Here is a 19,563-nt window from a genome sequence, read left to right as displayed (position 1 = left end):
TGCAGACGGGCTAAAACTATTTTAGCCCGTCTTAATATCAATGCTCTATTTCTTGATGCAGGGTGCGATAAATAGCTGAAAATTTATTGATAATGGCCTCATCCGAATAATCATACCGCACTTTGTCATAAAGTCGCTCGGCAAATAACAATGCCTCATCGGTATTCTCGAATATATGCGCAAGTGTGCCCTTCAATTCATTAGCGTCACCAGGTGTAACCAGGTACCCGTTAATATTATTTTCAACAAATTCATTACAGCCCTGAACATTTGTGGTCAGTACAGGTACGCCGCAGAATGCCGCTTCGATTAATATCCGCGGAATGCCCTCACCATACCGGGTGGGTAAAACAACCAGATCAGACTCACCGATGACATTTTCCATGTCGGTGCGATGTCCGAGCCAGTGCACATACTCACGTTTGCTTATCTGTTCGATCTCCTCCGGAGTATAAGCATTCCTCGCCTGTGAGTCATAGATACCGGCAATATTGAGCACAAAGTCCTGACGACCAATGAACAGCTCATCCAGAGCGGTAAGGAGCGTATCAAGTCCTTTATCTTTGAGTAACCTTGCAGCAAAGAGAATATGTTTCTTGTCTTGCTGAAATGCATTCCGTACGGGAAAAAAGCGTTTAGGATCTACGCCAGCACCTTCCACGAAATACAGACTCTGTGAATCAGTAATATTGTTGCGCTTGAAGAAAATCAGATCATGATTGTTTTCAAATACAAACGCACCGTGTCTCGAAGATCCTGCTATCCTGTACAGGTTCGTAACGATAGGACGGATCGTTCTGAAGAACAGTGACTCATTAGAAAATATAACACCCAATCCGGTGACACTTTTCACTACCGGACGATGAATAATCCGGCCAATAATCCCCGAATAAATATTAGGTTTGACAGTAATCGAATGGATAATATCAGGCTGAATTTTACGCGCCAGCTTTAAGATAGCGTAAAGGGTCATAAGCTCAAAAAAAGGATTAATACCACTACGTGACATTTTAATATGGTGACATTCAATGCCATTTTTTTCTAACTCACTGCTCAGGCCGGGTGTATCAAAGCAAGAAATAACAACGACTTTATATCCATTCGCGATATTCGCCATAGCGCGGTTAAACCAATGCAATTTAAAATACCAATCAGCATTTACAACATAGAGTAATACGTTATCTTTCATAAGGGCCTGTACGTCCCAGGATTCCATGTAGGAATCCCTTGGTTATATATTTGAAATGCGTATAGCGTGGTGACAAAAAAAACGTAAAAATGATTGCCTGCACAAGCGACTTAACACTTACATTCATTTTCCAGCCGACAGGCATGTATTTGCGTTTCAGTAACAAGACAACATTGCGGAAAAAATAGTAGTGCCTTATAGGGGAATGGGTCGTAATCTGCCGGCCAAACAAAATGAGTGGTTTGTCACCAATTTTATGGTCCATCCTGGCCGCTTGCGCGACCACACACACCCTTCCCTTCGCCCGCGCCCGATAACCCCACTCAATGTCAACACAGTCGATAAAAAGTTCGTTTTCCATAAGCCCAATGGTATCCAGCGCTTCAATGCTAATCAAAGAACCGGAGGCAATAATAAAATCGGCGGTAAAATACGCTGATTTAAAATCTGGAGTGACGAGCTTCAATGTCAATGCTTTCGTACAAACAAAGCGTGAAGGCGATCCGGAGTCAAGATCAAAATGAACCGGTCCCACAGCAGCAACGTTTAAGCCATCCCGAGTCGCGATGTCTCTGGCATCCAGCAAGTCTTGTACAAGCGTTGGCGATGGAACAGAGTCTTGATCGAAAAGAATGACATCACGGGATCCCCATTCCTTAGCTTTGGCAATGCCGATATTTTGTGCCTGAGCAATACCAACATTTCTACCAAGATGGTGAATGACCACCTCAGATAGCGATGAAGTTAAAGAAAATTGTGAATCAGCCGGACTGTTATCAATGATTAAAACATGATCGACCTGACTGGCAAGGCATGCAGCCAGGGATAACACACGTTCCCGTTCGGGGAGATAAGTGATAATAATTGCCGAAATCATAGCCAGTACGTTTACTCAACTAAACTCGTTTTTACGCCAGTGAAAATGAATTCGTCACGTCTGCCGTCAGGTAAATCGATCCTGATTAAATCGGGAGAAACCGTGTCGTTGGCGTTCAAATAGAGTGGATTTTCGCCTTTCAATACCGGGAAATGAATGCTGTTTTGTTCAGCGTAGTCCGGCTCGTTTTTCATCAAATAGTAAGCCTGAAACTGGGTTGGCACAGGCGATGCTACGGAAAAGTGGAAGGCAGCATGTGCTTGCATACTTTGTGTTTTATGAGTACCAAACACAATGTATGGATCATCACCACTCACCCGGGCGCTAAAACCATTTTCCAGCGCTGTGATCGCAACATTGTGAACAGAGACAACGCCCAGTACAGGTAACTGCCCCATATCAGCGGTAGCATTGCGCTGCACAAGGACCGGCGGAACAAGTTTTCCCAGCAGTGGCATTGAATACAGGTTAGATAATTTGCATCGTTGCTGAAACGTCTGCCGTTGTTCCATTGTCAGGCTGTACGATTCTGAATGAAAAACCCAGTTCTCCGGTGGTATAGAGACGAGCAACCCATCTCCACTGTCCTTTTCCGCAAAAAGATAATTGCAATATTCGGCAGTCCACAATGGCGAAGAAGAGAATTTAGTAGCAGGTTTACCTAATTCAAACGTTTTGCCAACTGAAAGCAGCATCGGCGCCACCAAAATTACACATATAATTTTAGCAAAGACCGTTTTATCCAGAAGCATTAACAACGCAACGACAAACAGAATATTGAGCCCGAGAAAATATCTATCCGGAAAGGTTACAGTATAATCAAAAAATAATGAACTTAACCCTCTACGCATAACGACAATAGAAAGATAATAGATACCGAACGAAGCCCAAACGAACAGAATTGCTAACAGCCTTTTATCGATAATAATTTTACCGTTATTAAAGAAACCTTTCGCCGCATAAAACATAACACCCAGCAGGCAAATAACAACAGCAATAACTACAATGTCGTTCAGATGGTGGTAGATGCTAAAAAGCACGGGGTATAACAATACTCGCGCCAGGGCAAACTCAATCAATGCAGATGCTTTGACAGGAAAATCAGCCCCCCCACTATCATGGATTGCATTACCCGATATCGCGATCATGGACGCCAATACGATCGCGACGCTAAATGCCGCCAGCGAGTAGAAATAGCGAGACTTATTTTTAAAGCCGTTATAAACACAAACTATACCAAAAATAACCTGCACACCTACCCCTACAGGCAAGGTCAGGCAGGATAGCAACGCCGTAACCATAACCACAATGGCCAAGGGTATAGATTGCTTATTCAGCAATAATGCGCTAAGCAGTAACACCTGCAATACCGGGAAAATAAAACCAAGATTAAGCAAGCGCCCATAGATTTCGTTGCCGTCTAATCCCACTGGCATCAGCACCATTGCGAGCAACAGACATACAAGGCTACTTCGGGATAATAAATTCCTGAGTGCAAAATATCCAGCCAGCACACACAGCGAAAAAAAGATATTCGATAAAATGAAATATATTAGTGGCAGATAGAAAAGATTACCATTGCAAAAAAAATCAAGCAGGACTAATGCAATTTTATAAAAAACAGCAAAACCAAGGATGGGGAACACACGCGTGTGGAATGCAGTATTCCAGAAACCGTGATCAATAACTTTCCCTGTCCAGACTGCATCCTCCGCATAGACTGTTGGATACAGAATCGGGTCAAGGTTTCTCAGTGAGAACAAGAGGAACAATACAAGTAGCGATCCTACAAGAAGCAACGCTTTTTTATATGCACTATTCTGTATTTTTGCTGTCGCCATTAAGTTTTTCCAACGATATATTTTGAAGCCACAAAATTGATATACAAATTAAAGGGAGTAACGATAACCTTTGCTATAAATGCAGATGCGGTCAGTGATATAACATTTTCAAACATTCCGTGTAAAAAATAGCTTAAATACTGAATCAACACAGAGAAAGCTGCAATAACGACAACACTATAAGCGCAATAAGCTATATATCCGGCGAAAGCTTTTTGCTCAACCTTCTTATCGAACACGGCAAGTCGCGAAACCCAATAAACGAAGGTTACTGCAAGTGTCGCGCTACAGAGATTGGCGATGACAGGTTCCAGTCCCAGATAAACAAGGATGGTCATGGTCACTAAGTCAATCGACCATCCTGTTCCTGAAATCACAATAAAGCGGATAGGTTTACTTTTCATGCTTAACGATAAAGACATTGGCCCGGGCGGAAGTCGCTGAATCAATCCCGACTTGAGAATCTTCTAAAGCAATGCAATTAGCAATATTAACACCTAGCATATTTGCGGCAGCAAGATAGGGTTCGGCATGTGGCTTGGCATTAACCACATCATCACCACTGATAATCACATCGAAAAAACCTTCCAGTTGGTGATAGCGCAGCAGTTCCTCTACCGCCTGCCGTGAGGCCGTGGTCACAAGGCCAACAGGCGCAAACTGTTTTGAATGTGTGAGAAAATCGAGCACGTCCTGGTAAACCGACGTAAGTGAGAAAAAATCCGCATACTTACTCTTTTTGAGTTCAGCCACTGCTTTATGCATCTCACTGTCAGCGTCAGGTAGTATTTGCGGTAAGAATCGCTTCCACGACATACCCGCATAGTTATGTTGAAAGTCTTCAGGGGTAATCTCACCACCATATTGTGCAATGGCATAGCAATATGCGGACGCGTTAGCCTTCTCGGTATCGATCAGCGTGCCATCCATATCACTCAATATCGCTTCAATCATAGCGTATTCTCAAGCTCCAGATACTCATCGATGAGCAGCAGCATGCAAGCGGTAAATGCATTTCCCGTTGCCTTATCCTTACGGAATTTATACGGAACGAGTCGTGTATAATGAATAATTTCATGCAGCATAACTTCTTTCAGGAAGTCCTGACCAAAGTTTTCAACAATCCATTGTTTGTATTTTTCGTAAATAGCTGCATATTGTGAGGATCTGAAAATGCTAACGGTTATCTCGTCATTTTCAACATGACAGTTAATCGAACGGTTTAGTGATTCATAACCAAGATGCAATGACTGCATCAGTTTAGCGTAATCCAGCAAGGGCGACTCGAAAAAGTTTCCAATATTAGGGTCGATAATAAACCAACCATTCTCGTGTTTCTTATCGATGATAATATTTTCGATAGTCAGATCACCGTGAATAACGGACGTCTCTCTAAATCTGAAATCATGATTGCGTGCCGAATCATTAATCCAGTCTGAAATAGCATCAAGATCGATATTACGCCCGTTGATAACAACTTTCGACTTATCAAAAAAGATCGACGACAAGCTTTTAATATTATTAAAGTTACCAGCCATCTTGGCAGAAATGTAACTCTCAATCATCGAGTCATCAGCCAGCCCAGTATTTTTTCTGGCATGAAAATCTTTGATGGAATTCAACACTTCAGCAAGATACCCCCACGAGGTATCGAGTGATGATGAGTGGATGAATTCATAAAAATCAATAGAGGTATGGCTGTAGGGCATATCATAAATATAGCCATTATCAAGCTTCTTATCACTTGCTACGCTTGCCAGTACAAGTTCATTGGCGTACTCACAAAGCCATTTTTTTTGCGCCTGTAATTTACCAGAACCCAACTCAGAAGCAAATTTTCTGACATACATTGAGTTATTAAAAGAAATCAGTGCAGTTAACGCATCTGAACCGCCATGGAAAATGCGATACAGAATAACATCATTGCCCATACCTTTTTTATAAAACTCAGAGATGAGATCAACATCGTTTCTGAAATTCCTTACAAGGAACATTTTATACTGTTCTTCAGTATAAAAAAGGTCACGTTTGTTGGGTACTGTATCATTATTAAACTCAAACCAACGCAATACTTTTCCTGGTTCAAAACTGTATTTATTCTTAATTAAATAATAGGCAAAAATAAACAAAACCGGACTAAGAAAGAATAAAGTCAGAACAGTAAAGACCTGCGCGGAATAGACATCCTGCAGTGCATTAAATGTTGAACTGAGCGGTGTATCAAATAAAGAATAAATGAGCATCGAAGCTGAAGCACCGGTGCATCTGGCAATCAGATGATAACTGGCCAGGTACGCAGCCCACATCAATGCGCTATTGACGATGTAAGAAAGAAGGTTCTTTCTAAAGCAGATATAGACTTCATTGAGACACCAGAAAAAATGTCGCAACGAATAAGAAATCTCATCGTTAAATATGCCAGTGAGACTGTTAAGTGCTTTCTTTACATTTTTATTTGAACCAATAAGTGAGCACAGTGCAAAGAACAGAAATACACTGACCAGCACCACCAATGATTCGGTCAGATTGAATTTGAGGTTTGAGGTCGAATTGAACCAAATCAGGATAGCACCCCAGACCAGCAAATCAAAAACACGCTCAAAGAAGACCGACGCGAAAGACAATGCAAAGCTCTGCCGCCCCAGATATGAAAAAACCCCCGCACGCACTATCTCACCAAGGCGCAATGGTACAAAAAAGTTTACAACATAGCCCAAAGAAAGTGATGTAAATTGAATGCTGCGTGCAGTGTCATCTCGTCCCGGTAAAAGATTGTTCCAGCGCTTGACACGAATAGAATGCCCGAGAATCAGAAAAAATACTGCAACCAGGAAATAAAGAACCGCTATCATTATTTAATCCTTGCTTATAGCCATTTATGGAATAATTTTTTATGTTCCGCTTCTTTTAATTCTTCTGGAGTACCGAAAGACAAATGGTTATCCAGCAAAATACCTTTCACCGTATATCCCTGGTCACACAATGTATTGTAAATACCGCTAATGAAAATTTCATCATAGCTACAATTTTGTTTATATAAAGCATAGTTTTCAGTGACCACACGCTTATTAGCAAAGATATAAGCGCCAGAAATAGCAAATCTGCTGATAACGATTTTCTCAGCAGTTTTCACTAATCGTTCATTTTCGTACAACGCGTATGAATACGCCGGCGAGTCTGACTCAAAATTACAAAGGTATGCCATAACATCACCGCCAGGCGCCATCTGACTGATAAACGACGGTAGGTGCTTTATTTCGAAAGCCTGATCGCAATCGTTAAAAATAACCGGGAAGTCGTTATCAATCAATGTTAAGCCACACATGGCAGTATCCAGAGCCCCATCGGTCACCTTATCCAGAACAACAAACTTAGCTTGCGGATAAAAATGATGAACCTGCTGAATGATATCATGTTCAACAACATGCTCTTTTAAAACAACACAGATTAACTCGCTGATTTCAATGCTACGTCGTACAGACTCAATAGCCCACCAAAAAAAAGGTTTACCATCAAGTTCAACTAAAGGTTTCGGCAACGTGTAACCTTGTTTAGAAAACCGACTACCTCTCCCTGCCATTGGTATCACCAGATTAATCATGTTTCTTATTCCATGTGAATTTTTCTTGCAGGGTTACATCATCAAAATCAATGGTATTATTGCCAAGCGCCAATAATCCATTAACTCCTCTAAAAAGATAATTGACCGCGATTTTTAATGTGCGTGTTGCTTGCGAAAACAACTTCACATTTGATATCTGATCATCCTCGCGCCATTCAACAGGAAAATATTTAATTTTCTGTTTTTGACTGATGGAGAATAAAAGAAGGAAGCAATTGAACGTCAGATCGTTAGAAAACTTGATAATTCTTGAATCCGCAATAGCGGAGACTTTATAGATATTTAAGCCTGCACCCAGGTCTTTTACTACGTGGAATGAACAGACGGAGTAGATAAAGTTAAATATATAATTACCAAATATTCTGAATTTTGCATATCCTTTCAGACGGGAAGCTCGACTGAAACGGCTTCCCAGACAGCAATCGTAATCATTTATCTGACCGCTATCAACGATATCGATCAAGTCATTAATGTTGCCTTGATCGTCACCATGAAGTACCGCAATATGCGTTGCGTTAGTGAGTTGTGCATGTCGAAACGCTACTTTATGTGTTCCGCCAAGTCCAACATTCTGACTGTTAGTATAGATTCCTACATTAGGCAAACCTAACGATTGAACAGTCGCAATAGACCTATCGACTGTGCTGTCTGTACTTCTGTTGTCAATAACCAGAATCTCATGAAATTTCTTATAGTTGTCATTTTCTTTAAGACTGTTTAATACTCGAGAAATTTGATCCTGACAGTTATAACATGGGATAAAAAGTACGATTTTATTTCCCGACTCCATTTATTCCCCCAGAATATTTTGAACGATATTTTTCGCAAAGCTGAACTCGGTTTCTTTTGAAAACAGATTATCTTCGTAAATGACTGTCGAAGCATTCTCATGTTCTTCACAAAGTTTTATCAAACTTTCAGCAATGGATTCAGGCGTGAAATTTGCCGGTTCTATAATATTTTTGCTTCTGGCTGACAGTTTTTTATTCGCATAACCATTACTTACGACACGAATACCAAAGCTGGCCATTTCGAGCGGAGGATAGCTTGGATGCGGTGAAAGCATCAATGACAATCCAACTGACGAGGTCGAAAGTTGGTGAATATATTGATCGAGGGTCAATTTACCCAATGACTCCAGCTTTACTCCTCTTCCCAGTTCAATATCCGCATGGCTTTCCCCCGCGGAAACAATGGTCCATTGCTCTGCCTTATCATAGGCTTGAGCCCAGGCACGCAACGCCAGCACAACAATATTAAAGAGGTTGCGCTCTACGCCCGGGCGACCATAAACCAGGATTTTCCTTTCTTTATCAACAGAGGCTGCTTGTTCGCAGGCTGCCGATAACACAGGGTTAATGCGTGGTTCAAAGAAATAATGTTCATTGAAAACGTAGCCGCTATTAATGAAAAAATCTTTCAATAGCGCTGTATTAAAGACAGGAATAGTTTGTTCCGCATGAGCGTAAGTTGAATCAGCCAGGGCAAACCGAGAGGACCAGGCATAGAATCCCGGTTCATAATCCTGAATAAAGTAGATTGATTTACGTCCTTGTGTACCGAACATTGCGCTCTGCCATGCAAGCGCTTTGAATGTATTATAAGCGGTCCACCATGCAGTCGAGACAAAATAATCATTCTCAGCAACATTGAGTGAAGCACCACTGCGATTTCCGGCAACGACGATGCAATTTTCCGCACAATCCGCACCTGAAAGATCGGTGAGTTTCCAGTCTGAGTAGAACTGCCCTGCTTTGAGTTCAACACTCACTTCATCAGTAACAATAATACGCGCCAGAGGAAAATCATGACGGATAGCTTCAAAAAAGCGTAGCGCTGTCGCAATACCACCGAAAACGTGTTTTTCCGATAATGCGGGAACAAATAAGTTAATACGTCTGGTATTAACATTGCTTTTGACAAAATTGAATGGCGTTATCTCTGGTATGTCATAATTTGCAGGGTTACATGTAGCTGCCTTATTTGATTCATACGCATTTTTTGCAATCCTGTAAACAACCCGGTTAGACAACAACTTTTTTACTATAAAGTTAATCATAATTTGATCGTTGGTTTATTATTAAATTTATCGAGATTAATATTATAAAAAGGATCGTAAGCTTCTGTTCGGTATGGCTCGTACTTTATTCTGGAACGTAGAAAATCGCATTCTGGAACAAAGCTGCTGCGACTTTTAGATTCAAGATGGAACAGTTTCGTCTGAGCCAGATAGACGTTTTGATAACCCGCATTGTATGCCCTGATACAGAGCTCGATATCGCTGCCACAGATCTCGAACTCTTCGTCATATCCTCCAAGGCGGGTAAATACTTCACGAGATATCGCATGACATGCCCCCGTCAGAGCCAGAACGTTTCGGTTCAGCGCGGGGGAAACAAACGGGCCGACATGATGCGCATTGCTCTGGCCTTTAAAGACGTGTTCTGCCCATCCGAACATACCAACAACAACCCCGGCATGCTGGATAGTGCCATCTTCATACAAAAGTTGCGGTCCAACAACACCGACATCCGGCAGCAGCGCCCATGAGGCAAGATTTTCAAGCCATCCAGGGGTGATAACCAACGTATCGTTGTTGAGGAAAATAAAAACATCGCCCTCAGCGAGGGATGCGCCATTGTTATTCAGTTTTGACCAGTTAAATGGCGAATCATCCCGCAGAACCTTACAGTTCCCTTTCGATGTTAATTCAGCAAGATAATTGTGAGTTTGCTCTTCGACTGAACCATTATCAATTATGATGATTTCATAATTTGTCCAGGTTGTTTTGGCATTAATGCTCTCAATGAGATCGGCAAGCAGGCTAATTTTATCTCTGATCGGTATGATCAATGATATTTTTATCTCTGGGTTGACACGGAACTTTGGTTCATAGGTAAATAAATGCTCTCCATCCGCGACCTCTATAAAATTATTCGGATAGGCCGTTTTAAAATAGTTCGTCAGCGCCATTTTACCCGCATCATGGGCATAAGGCTTGGAGTCCGCATTCATGGCCGTGGATTGTGGATGCTCGCGCCAATGATAAAGAATGCGTGGAATGTGGATAATATTCTCTGCAATAGCGCTAGCGCGCAATACAAGATCATAATCCTGGGCACCTTCAAGCCCTACGGTAAATCCACCAATCTGATTTATCAGATTTCGGGAAATACAGGTAATGTGACCAATATAGTTCTGGCTATACAGTAATGCAGGTGACCAGTCTGGCTTCAGGAACGGTGCTTTTCGTTCACCTGTAGTTGTGACATGGTCTTCATCCGTATAAATAATATCCGGATACTGGTTATCATTAATCGCCTTGGCGAGATAATGCAACGCATTGGTATGCAACAGATCATCATGATCGAGCAAGACAATATATTGTCCGGTAGCCAACCCAAGCGCCTGATTGGTAGTATGTGAAATATGGCTATTTTTATCGTTACAGATTATCTTTACCCTACTGTCAGTTGCGTATTTGTTAAGCAACTGAGTCAGTTCAGGGGAATTTGATGCATCATCGCAAATGCATAATTCCCAGTGGGAATAACTTTGCGAAAATACGGAATCAATGCACTCCTGCAGAAACTTGAGGTCGCTCTTATAGACGGGTAACAGAACGGAAATGAGAGGACTGTTTTCCTTAGTAAAAGATCTTGCTATTTTTTCTATTTCATACTGATTTCGTTTTTCATCATGCGCGATAAAATCCGCGTATGAAACTTCGATGTTTCCTTTGCCTAGTCTTTTTAAGCGGAAGAAAATTTTACGCAGCGTCGCAGAAAGCCCTTCTTTCCTGATCGTCCGGACGACGAGCAAAGGCGCAGCCCGCAGATTTAGCGCTTTTATCTGGCGCAACAGATTTATCGCCAGTCTTTTAACTTTCTTTACCACTCGCACGCCAAAGCGTAATGGTTTAGTTATCTTCCATGACGTTGACGCCAGTAACTGCTGGCGCGACTGGACTAAGTCATCAATGACGGTTGAAATATCACTCGTGTTACTCAACGCACCAATACTAATATCAACTTTGGCGTTGGTGCCCTTTAATTTAGAACTGTCTACACGAAATGTAAAAGCCGGATCGTTATGGAAGCAGTAGATTACGGCTTTATCCATATCTAGCTGGCAAACCTTCGTATTCTCATCCTGGGCCTGGATATCCGTCAACGGAATAACTTGCAGGATTTCATCTGCATGCGATTTGATAGTAATATTGAAGAGGTAACAACACATCGGCTCTTCACATAAATCAATTCTTATTTCTTCAAAGGTCCGATCTTTCGGTAAGTCCAGACTAATAGTAGCATTTTGATCACTATATGGAATCAGTTTTTCGATGCTATCGGCATCGCTATACATCCCATCGTGATCGCGCCAGTAAAGCTTAGCCCTGTATTTAAACTGCTTTCCGCTCTGCGATTGTGCTTTCTTTTCAACAGTTTTAGCTTTACTCTCTGCAAATGAGCACTGCGCAACAAATTGATAGGCATTAACATCCGGGAAAATGTCAATAAGTTGATTAAGGCGACCAGCATTACTGATGTTCACATTAGCTGAAAACTCAGAATCATTATTAATGAGTCGAATATCTTTAATTATGTCAGCGTGCAGACCTGCATTTGTTATTAATCTCTTTAGGCTCTTACGCGTAAAAAAGCGCAGATGAGTTTTATCCAAAATCCCGGTCTGTCGATAATAAAACTCACCATTAGCTAACTCAGTAATCACACCTTGATATCCGATATTTGGTACCGAGATGATGACTTTACCGGACTCTTTCAAACAAGCCATTGCATTTTTAAGCACCATCGCTGGATCATATAAGTGCTCCAGAACATCCGCGAAAATAATGCAATCATATTTAGTATTAAGCGTTGAAAAAATATTATTGGAATTAAGATCGGCAACTTTGACATCACGGTAAAATTGACGCGCTACAGCAGCTGCTGCGTCTTCATATTCAATACCATCGACGACACACCCTTTCTCAGAAATTAAATATTTCCCGAGGGCACCTTCATAACATCCAATATCCAGCACTTCAGAACCATCATTGATAAATGAGGATACGACAAATAACGAATCTTCGCTATTCCCTAGCTGTTCCCGGCTATATTTGTGATTATCAGTCATTTCAATCTCATTTAATCGGTTGGGGATTGGAACCATTCATGCTCTATGCAAAATACACCTTCGCCTTCATAGTCATTATAAACCGTGAATTTTTCCGCGTCGGTAATATAATCAAATCCAATTAAACTTCGGTCTCCCATGACTCCAATATCAAAACTGAATGACCCAGGGAGTAAAGGCAATACCGGAATTTTATATTCTACGGTATATATACCCTTCTTATTAGAAATTACGAAGTTATCCAGCCCTGTATTAATCCCATAAAGATATTTTCTTTCTGAAGAATATAAAGCTGCGCCAACCATCAATCCTTCAACTTCTTCATCATTAACCTGATACTCAATGGTGAGTGACAAGCTCTCACCGGTTTTGAGATAATTTGTGTTAAGTTTGGTTGAGACAATTCTTGCAGGCGTACCTTGATTCTGCTGACGGTTTTCATTGTTACTATTGTCAACATGCTGGATCTGATACATAAAATCATTGTATTGATCACAGACGTCGTTTGCTGAGCCTGAGGCACGAATTCTGCCACCATCAATCCATAGGGCTTTATTACAGAACCGTTTAACTTGCTCTGGAGAATGCGAGACAAAAAGAATTGTCGTACCATTTTCCTTCAACGCATTCATATGCTTCAGACATTTCAACTGGAACCTGATATCCCCTACGGCTAAGGCTTCATCAACGATGAGAATATCCGGCTGAATATTTGCAGCAACAGCGAAAGCCAACCTAACGTACATACCTGAGGAATACGTTTTCACTGGCTGACTAATAAAATCGCCGATATCTGCAAATTTAACAATGTCATCATAACGGGAGTCGATCTCATCTTTACTTAAACCAAGAATACTGGCATTCATATAGATGTTTTCTTGACCGGTAAACTCAGGATTAAAACCAGCCCCCAGCTCCAACAGCGCCGCAATCCGCCCATTAACGTTGATACTTCCAGATGTTGGCGACAGTGTACCTGTGAGCATTTGCAGCAGCGTTGATTTGCCGGCCCCGTTTTTGCCAACGATTCCAACGGAGTCACCACGTTCAATAACGAAATTCAGGTCTTTTAATGCCCAATGTTCTTTATAATATTTCTTTTCCTGTAAGCCTGTTGCTCTACGTAATTTATTGACTAAAGGCCCTATCAAGCGATATTTAGGATTGTCATAAATAAAATAGCATTTACTAACGTTAGTGACTTCAACGGTTACATTAGATGACATCAGCAAACCCTTTTTTTAGCTTTTCGAAGCAATAATAACCCAAGGCAAGAGCAAGCAACGAACTGCCATAGGATATCGCAACAGCTAACAAACCAGGCGTTTTACCCCAGATAACAACATCACGGGTAACTTCAATAAAATATGCAAGCGGATTCAGCATCAAAATGGGTTGCAAAGACTCGGGAAGTGCGCTTCGAGGAAAAAAGAGTGGTGACGTAAACATCAGAATCGTTGTCAACACGCCCGTTATCTGTGCCAGATCGCGTAAATAAACACCCACCGATGAGAGAATGAGCATCATTCCGACCAATGCCATGAAATACGGAAGCCAGACGACCGGTAATAGCAGCAAGGTCAAATGTACCTGATTCATAAGCACAATACTGGCGATGATCAGAATAACCAGGCTGACTAACGCATGAAATAAACTGCTCAGTAATACTGTCACGGGCAATATTGAAAGCGGAAAAACTATTTTATTCACATAGTTAGCATTGCTCGTAATCAGTGTCACTGAACGGTTAAAACATTCCGCAAAAATATTAAATACGACCATTCCGGCAAAGAGGATTACAGCGAACGAAGCTTTGTTTCCATCGCCACCGACGCCCCATTTTGCCTTAAAAACAACAGAGAACACAAAAGTATAAATTGCCAGCATCAAAAGCGGGGTGAAGAACGACCACCCCATCCCCATTACTGAGCCTTTATATCGGCTCAGAATGTCACGCTTTGTCATCTGGTATATTAATGTTCTGTTGTTAACTAACTCTAATAGATAATTTTTCATGCAGTTATTTTGGCTTACAGTAAGATGCTATCTTTAAGTTTTTTGCCAACCTGATCTTTTGCCGACAAAATAACCAGGTCATCTTTAATAGGCCAGGTAATATTCAGGTCTGTATCTTCCCACAAGATAGAGTGCTCAGCTTGTGGATTGTAATAATCAGTACATTTATATACAAACTCAGCTTCTTCGCTGGTCACGTAAAAGCCATGAGCAAAACCTTCCGGTACCCATAGCTGGCGCTTGTTTTCCGCAGAAAGTAACACCCCAACCCACTTGCCGAACGTCGAAGAACCCTTACGGATATCGACGGCAACATCAAAAACTTCACCGCTGACGACGCGAACCAGCTTACCTTGTGTATTTTCGGTCTGGTAATGCAAACCTCGCAAAATCCCTTTTTTGGATTTTGAATGGTTATCCTGCACGAAGTTACACTTGCGTTGAGCTACTGACTCTTCAAATTTTTGCTGATTCCATGTTTCCATGAAAAAGCCGCGTTCATCGCCAAACACGGCTGGTTCGATGATTTTTACGTCAGGAATGGCTGTATCGATGACTTTCATAACTCACTTGTACTCTTTGATATTATTAAGCGCCACGCGCCAGTCTGAAGGTTTGATGCCAAATTGGCGTTCAATCTTTTGGCAATTAAGGCGGGAATTAGAAGGACGTTTCGCGCGAGTCGGATATTCACTACCGGCAATACTATGCACCAACGGCGCACGATCCAGACAGCCGTGTTCTACGGCACTGGTAAATATCGCGCGGGCAAAATCAGCCCAATTCGTATGCGGTGCGCCAGAATAATGATAAATTCCCCATTCTGGTGACAAGCCACGATCAATTTGCTCAATCATTGAAATGATGGCACTGGCGATATCACCGGCATACGTCGGCCCTCCCCATTGATCGGCAACCACATTCAATTCATTGCGCATTCCGGCAAGACGAAGCATCGTTTTTACAAAATTGCTGCCATGTTCGCCAAACACCCACGCGGTGCGCAAGATGAGATATTTGCTGGCATTCTGCGCAACGGCGTTTTCCCCGGCAAGCTTACTTTGCCCGTACACGCCTTGCGGCCCTGTCTTCATATCTTCCGTGTATTCGCCTTCGCTTTCACCATCAAAGACATAGTCAGTTGAGATATGGACCAGCACAGCACCTATTTTATCTGCCGCAATAGCCAGATATTTCGGCCCATCGGCATTGATCTGATAGGATGCCTCAACGTCATCTTCGGCCTTATCAACCGCAGTATGCGCTGCAGCATTCAGTATATAGTCAGGTTTAAATGCGGTAACCTGAGCATCCACCTGCGCGGCATCGGTAATATCAAGTTGATTACGATCCACGGCTAAAATCTCTGCTTTACCTGTTAGTTGCGCGACGAGGCAGCTACCTACCTGTCCATTACAACCAATAACCAATACGCGCATTTTTTTGCCTCTTACTTTTCACCAACAAGTGTCATCAGATATTGCCCGTAATCATTTTTCATCATTGGCTTAGCCAGTCTGATGACATCCTCGCGGGTGAGCCAATCATTGCGCCAGGCAATCTCTTCCAGACAGGCAACTTTCAGCCCTTGTACATCTTCAATGGTCTGAACAAAAGACGATGCCTGATGCAGGCTTGCGTGAGTACCGGTATCCAGCCAGGCAAAACCACGGCCCAGTAGTTCAACATTGAGCAAACCTTCATCAAGGTACATCTGGTTAATGGAGGTGATCTCCAGCTCTCCACGGTGCGAAGGTTTCACTTTCCGGGCAAATTCAACGACGCGCTGATCATAGAAGTACAAACCCGTCACCGCATAATTGGATTTGGGATGAGTGGGTTTTTCTTCAATCGATACCACTTTGTGGTTGCTATCAAATTCAACAACACCAAAACGTTCTGGATCTTTCACCTGATAGCCGAAAACCGTTGCGCCACTCTGGCGGGAAACGATTTTTTTCAATGTATTACTGAATGACTGCCCATAGAAAATATTGTCGCCTAGCACCAAACAGCATGAATCATCACCGATGAATTTCTCACCGATGATAAATGCCTGCGCAAGCCCATCAGGGCTGGGCTGAATAGCATATTCAATATGAATGCCCAAATGACTACCATCACCGAGCATACGTACAAATGAAGCGTTGTCTTCAGGGGTAGTGATCACCAAAATATCGCGGATACCTGCAAGCATCAAAGTCGACAACGGGTAATAAATCATCGGCTTATCATAAATGGGTAACAGTTGCTTCGAGACACCCAATGTGATCGGATAAAGACGGGTTCCGGAACCACCAGCAAGAACAATACCTTTCATCATCTATTCCTTAATTAATCCGCCAGTCCCAGACGTTCGCCTGCGTAGGAGCCATCCATAACACGCTGCCACCAGCCCTGGTTATGCAAGTACCAGTGAACGGTTTTGCGGATGCCGGATTCGAAAGTTTCCTGCGGAACCCAACCCAACTCATCTTTGATTTTGCTGGCGTCAATAGCATAGCGCAGGTCATGCCCCGGACGATCGGCAACATAGGTGATCAAATCGGCAAAGTGACTCATCCCCTCAGGTTTATCAGTGATCACCTCATCAAGGATGGCGCAAATCGTTTTGACCACATCGATGTTTTTGCGCTCATTATGACCGCCAATGTTGTAGGTCTCGCCGACCACGCCTTCGGTGACGACTTTATACAACGCACGTGCGTGATCCTCTACGAACAGCCAGTCGCGGATCTGCTCACCGTTGCCGTACACCGGTAGTGGTTTGCCAGCCAGTGCACTGAGGATGATCAGCGGGATCAATTTCTCAGGGAAATGATAGGGACCGTAGTTATTCGAGCAGTTCGTTACCAACGTAGGCAACCCATAGGTGCGACGCCATGCGCGCACCAGATGATCGCTGGATGCTTTAGAGGACGAATAAGGGCTGCTCGGCGAGTAAGGCGTTTTCTCTGTAAACAGCGGCAACTCAGCGCCCGCCGGAACCTCGTCCGGATGTGGCAAATCGCCATACACTTCATCGGTAGAGATATGGTGAAAGCGGAACAGGGATTTACGTGGTTCATCCAGTTGCGACCAGTACTTGCGCGCCGTTTCCAGCAACACATAGGTGCCAATGATGTTTGTTTCGATAAAAGCGGCAGGGCCTGTGATAGAGCGATCAACATGACTTTCAGCGGCAAGGTGCATCACCGCATCCGGCTGATGCTCAGCAAAAATGCGCGCCATCGCCTCGCCATCACAAATATCAGCGCGTTCGAAAGCGTAGCGCGCATTATTTTCAATTTCCGTCAGTGACTCAAGGTTGCCGGCATAGGTTAATTTATCAACATTAACCACTGCATCCTGAGTGTTATTAATAATGTGACGAACTACCGCTGAACCAATAAAACCTGCACCACCAGTGACCAGTATTTTCACGAGAATTATCCGCTCTTGCTTTTCAATGTTTTGACTTAAAAAAACCAGGAACCCAGGCCTGTCACTCGCAACCAAATTTCAGATACGCTACCGCCCCTGGCTCTACAGCTACCAGTATACTGTGTGTACGACTCGACAATTTAAAGTTGCACCAACGCCCATCGGCGACTTAATTTTGCTCACCGCCCGGCACAAAATGCTAAACGCGTATTCTCCGCTTAAACAGCGCTGGAAACAAGGAAAAATCTCATCGACATCTTAGCGTTGTATATCAATCACTACCTTTTTTAGTGATTGATTTTAATAACGAAAATAAAAGGGCAGTAAGAATATGCTGAAGACGTAATCGTCTTATCGCCACTCTTCACTGCCCTTGCGTTCGCTATTCTAAATACGCGTTTTACGATTGATTACTGCACCAGCAATTTCTTGATGCTGTCGCGGAATTTCTGCCCTTCTTTCAGGTTACGCAACCCGTAGTTTACAAACGCCTGCATGTAACCCATTTTTTTACCGCAATCATAGCTGTCGCCAGTCATCAGCATCGCATCAACCGACTGTTTGTTCGCCAGTTCAGCGATAGCATCCGTCAGCTGAATACGTCCCCAGGCGCCCGGCTCGGTTTTTTCCAGCTCATGCCAGATGTCCGCAGAAAGCACATAGCGGCCCACCGCCATCAGGTCAGAATCCAGCGTCTGCGGCTGATCCGGTTTTTCAATAAACTGCACGATGCGGCTCACTTTACCTTCGCTGTCCAGCGGCTCTTTGGTCTGAATAACGGAATACTCAGAAAGGTCACCTTTCATACGCTTCGCCAGCACCTGGCTACGGCCAGTCTCAGCAAAACGCGCCACCATGGCGGCAAGGTTATAGCGCAACGGGTCGGCAGTCGCAGTATCCAGCACAATATCCGGCAGCACAACAATGAACGGATTATCACCCACGATCGGACGCGCGCACAAAATAGAGTGTCCCAGGCCCAGCGGCTGCGCCTGACGCACGTTCATAATGGTCACGCCTGGCGGGCAGATGGACTGAACTTCTGCCAGCAATTGACGCTTAACACGCTGTTCGAGCAGCGCTTCAAGCTCATAAGAGGTGTCGAAGTGGTTCTCAACGGCATTTTTTGACGAATGAGTCACCAGAACGATTTCTTTGATCCCTGCAGCAACAACTTCGTCGACGATGTATTGAATCATCGGCTTGTCGACGATCGGCAGCATCTCTTTAGGAATCGCTTTTGTCGCGGGGAGCATATGCATTCCCAGACCTGCTACCGGAATAACTGCTTTCAAATTAACCATTGATTTCTTCCACCTATAAATAATGGGATGAATTATAAACCTTTACCCTGCTTTAGCCAGTGGGTTCGCAGCGTGCGACAGTGAAAGATGTTACGCCGAATGTCACGAGCAAGCAGTAGATGTAATCCTAACCCCTGGGGCAAAGCACCAGG

17 protein-coding genes are annotated in these 19,563 nt (G+C 43.1%); all 17 read right to left on the bottom strand.

The features are described 5' to 3' along the window. Positions 1 to 37: 37 nt before the first annotated feature. Complete coding sequence (locus tag N7922_RS09065; protein ID WP_263100214.1) at positions 38 to 1,216, bottom strand: glycosyltransferase family 4 protein; 1,179 nt, start codon at positions 1,214 to 1,216, stop codon at positions 38 to 40. Further along, on the bottom strand, positions 1,179 to 2,066 hold the full coding sequence (locus N7922_RS09060; protein WP_263100212.1) for a glycosyltransferase family 2 protein: 888 nt from the start codon (positions 2,064 to 2,066) through the stop codon (positions 1,179 to 1,181). The genes N7922_RS09065 and N7922_RS09060 overlap by 38 nt, the downstream gene beginning before the upstream one ends. A gap of 11 nt (positions 2,067 to 2,077) precedes the next feature. Beyond that, positions 2,078 to 3,907 carry a hypothetical protein gene (locus tag N7922_RS09055; protein ID WP_263100211.1) on the bottom strand — a complete coding sequence of 610 codons (1,830 nt, stop codon included), beginning with the start codon at positions 3,905 to 3,907 and terminating at the stop codon, positions 2,078 to 2,080. Then, positions 3,907 to 4,311, bottom strand: coding sequence for a GtrA family protein (locus N7922_RS09050; RefSeq protein WP_263100210.1), 405 nt, complete (start codon positions 4,309 to 4,311; stop codon positions 3,907 to 3,909). Before N7922_RS09050 ends, N7922_RS09055 begins: the two co-directional genes overlap by 1 nt. Further along, on the bottom strand, positions 4,301 to 4,861 hold the full coding sequence (locus N7922_RS09045) for an HAD family hydrolase (RefSeq protein WP_263100209.1): 561 nt from the start codon (positions 4,859 to 4,861) through the stop codon (positions 4,301 to 4,303). The genes N7922_RS09050 and N7922_RS09045 overlap by 11 nt, the downstream gene beginning before the upstream one ends. After that, positions 4,858 to 6,759 (bottom strand): lysylphosphatidylglycerol synthase transmembrane domain-containing protein, encoded by a 1,902-nt coding sequence (locus tag N7922_RS09040; RefSeq protein ID WP_263100208.1) that lies wholly within the window; start codon positions 6,757 to 6,759, stop codon positions 4,858 to 4,860. The genes N7922_RS09045 and N7922_RS09040 overlap by 4 nt, the downstream gene beginning before the upstream one ends. 14 nt (positions 6,760 to 6,773) lie before the next feature. Beyond that, entirely contained in the window at positions 6,774 to 7,508 is a 735-nt protein-coding gene (locus N7922_RS09035; RefSeq protein ID WP_263100207.1) for an NTP transferase domain-containing protein, read from the bottom strand. Then, a complete protein-coding gene (locus N7922_RS09030) occupies positions 7,501 to 8,319 on the bottom strand; it encodes a glycosyltransferase family 2 protein (RefSeq protein ID WP_263100206.1) in 819 nt (272 codons plus the stop codon). Before N7922_RS09030 ends, N7922_RS09035 begins: the two co-directional genes overlap by 8 nt. Then, complete coding sequence (locus tag N7922_RS09025; protein WP_263100205.1) at positions 8,320 to 9,588, bottom strand: hypothetical protein; 1,269 nt, start codon at positions 9,586 to 9,588, stop codon at positions 8,320 to 8,322. Continuing rightward, complete coding sequence (locus N7922_RS09020) at positions 9,585 to 12,668, bottom strand: glycosyltransferase (protein ID WP_263100204.1); 3,084 nt, start codon at positions 12,666 to 12,668, stop codon at positions 9,585 to 9,587. Before N7922_RS09020 ends, N7922_RS09025 begins: the two co-directional genes overlap by 4 nt. Before the next feature lie 11 nt (positions 12,669 to 12,679). Continuing rightward, positions 12,680 to 13,894: an ABC transporter ATP-binding protein gene (locus N7922_RS09015; RefSeq protein WP_263100203.1), complete on the bottom strand. Its 1,215-nt coding sequence runs from the start codon at positions 13,892 to 13,894 to the stop codon at positions 12,680 to 12,682. Continuing rightward, entirely contained in the window at positions 13,884 to 14,633 is a 750-nt protein-coding gene (locus N7922_RS09010; protein WP_263100202.1) for an ABC transporter permease, read from the bottom strand. Before N7922_RS09010 ends, N7922_RS09015 begins: the two co-directional genes overlap by 11 nt. 65 nt (positions 14,634 to 14,698) lie before the next feature. Continuing rightward, positions 14,699 to 15,247 (bottom strand): dTDP-4-dehydrorhamnose 3,5-epimerase, encoded by a 549-nt coding sequence (gene rfbC, locus N7922_RS09005; protein ID WP_263100201.1) that lies wholly within the window; start codon positions 15,245 to 15,247, stop codon positions 14,699 to 14,701. Between the two features lie 3 nt (positions 15,248 to 15,250). Then, positions 15,251 to 16,123: a dTDP-4-dehydrorhamnose reductase gene (gene rfbD / locus N7922_RS09000; RefSeq protein ID WP_263100200.1), complete on the bottom strand. Its 873-nt coding sequence runs from the start codon at positions 16,121 to 16,123 to the stop codon at positions 15,251 to 15,253. A gap of 11 nt (positions 16,124 to 16,134) precedes the next feature. Further along, a complete protein-coding gene (gene rfbA, locus N7922_RS08995) occupies positions 16,135 to 17,004 on the bottom strand; it encodes a glucose-1-phosphate thymidylyltransferase RfbA (protein ID WP_263100870.1) in 870 nt (289 codons plus the stop codon). Between the two features lie 14 nt (positions 17,005 to 17,018). After that, complete coding sequence (gene rfbB, locus N7922_RS08990) at positions 17,019 to 18,107, bottom strand: dTDP-glucose 4,6-dehydratase (RefSeq protein ID WP_263100199.1); 1,089 nt, start codon at positions 18,105 to 18,107, stop codon at positions 17,019 to 17,021. A gap of 410 nt (positions 18,108 to 18,517) precedes the next feature. Then, complete coding sequence (gene galF, locus N7922_RS08985; RefSeq protein WP_263100197.1) at positions 18,518 to 19,411, bottom strand: GalU regulator GalF; 894 nt, start codon at positions 19,409 to 19,411, stop codon at positions 18,518 to 18,520. Positions 19,412 to 19,563: the final 152 nt, after the last annotated feature.

The sequence above is a fragment of the Kosakonia sp. ML.JS2a genome (genome assembly GCF_025642095.1).
Lineage (GTDB): Bacteria > Pseudomonadota > Gammaproteobacteria > Enterobacterales > Enterobacteriaceae.
The sequence above is the reverse complement of the archived record's forward strand: the minus strand, read 5'-3'. Positions and strand labels throughout refer to the sequence as shown.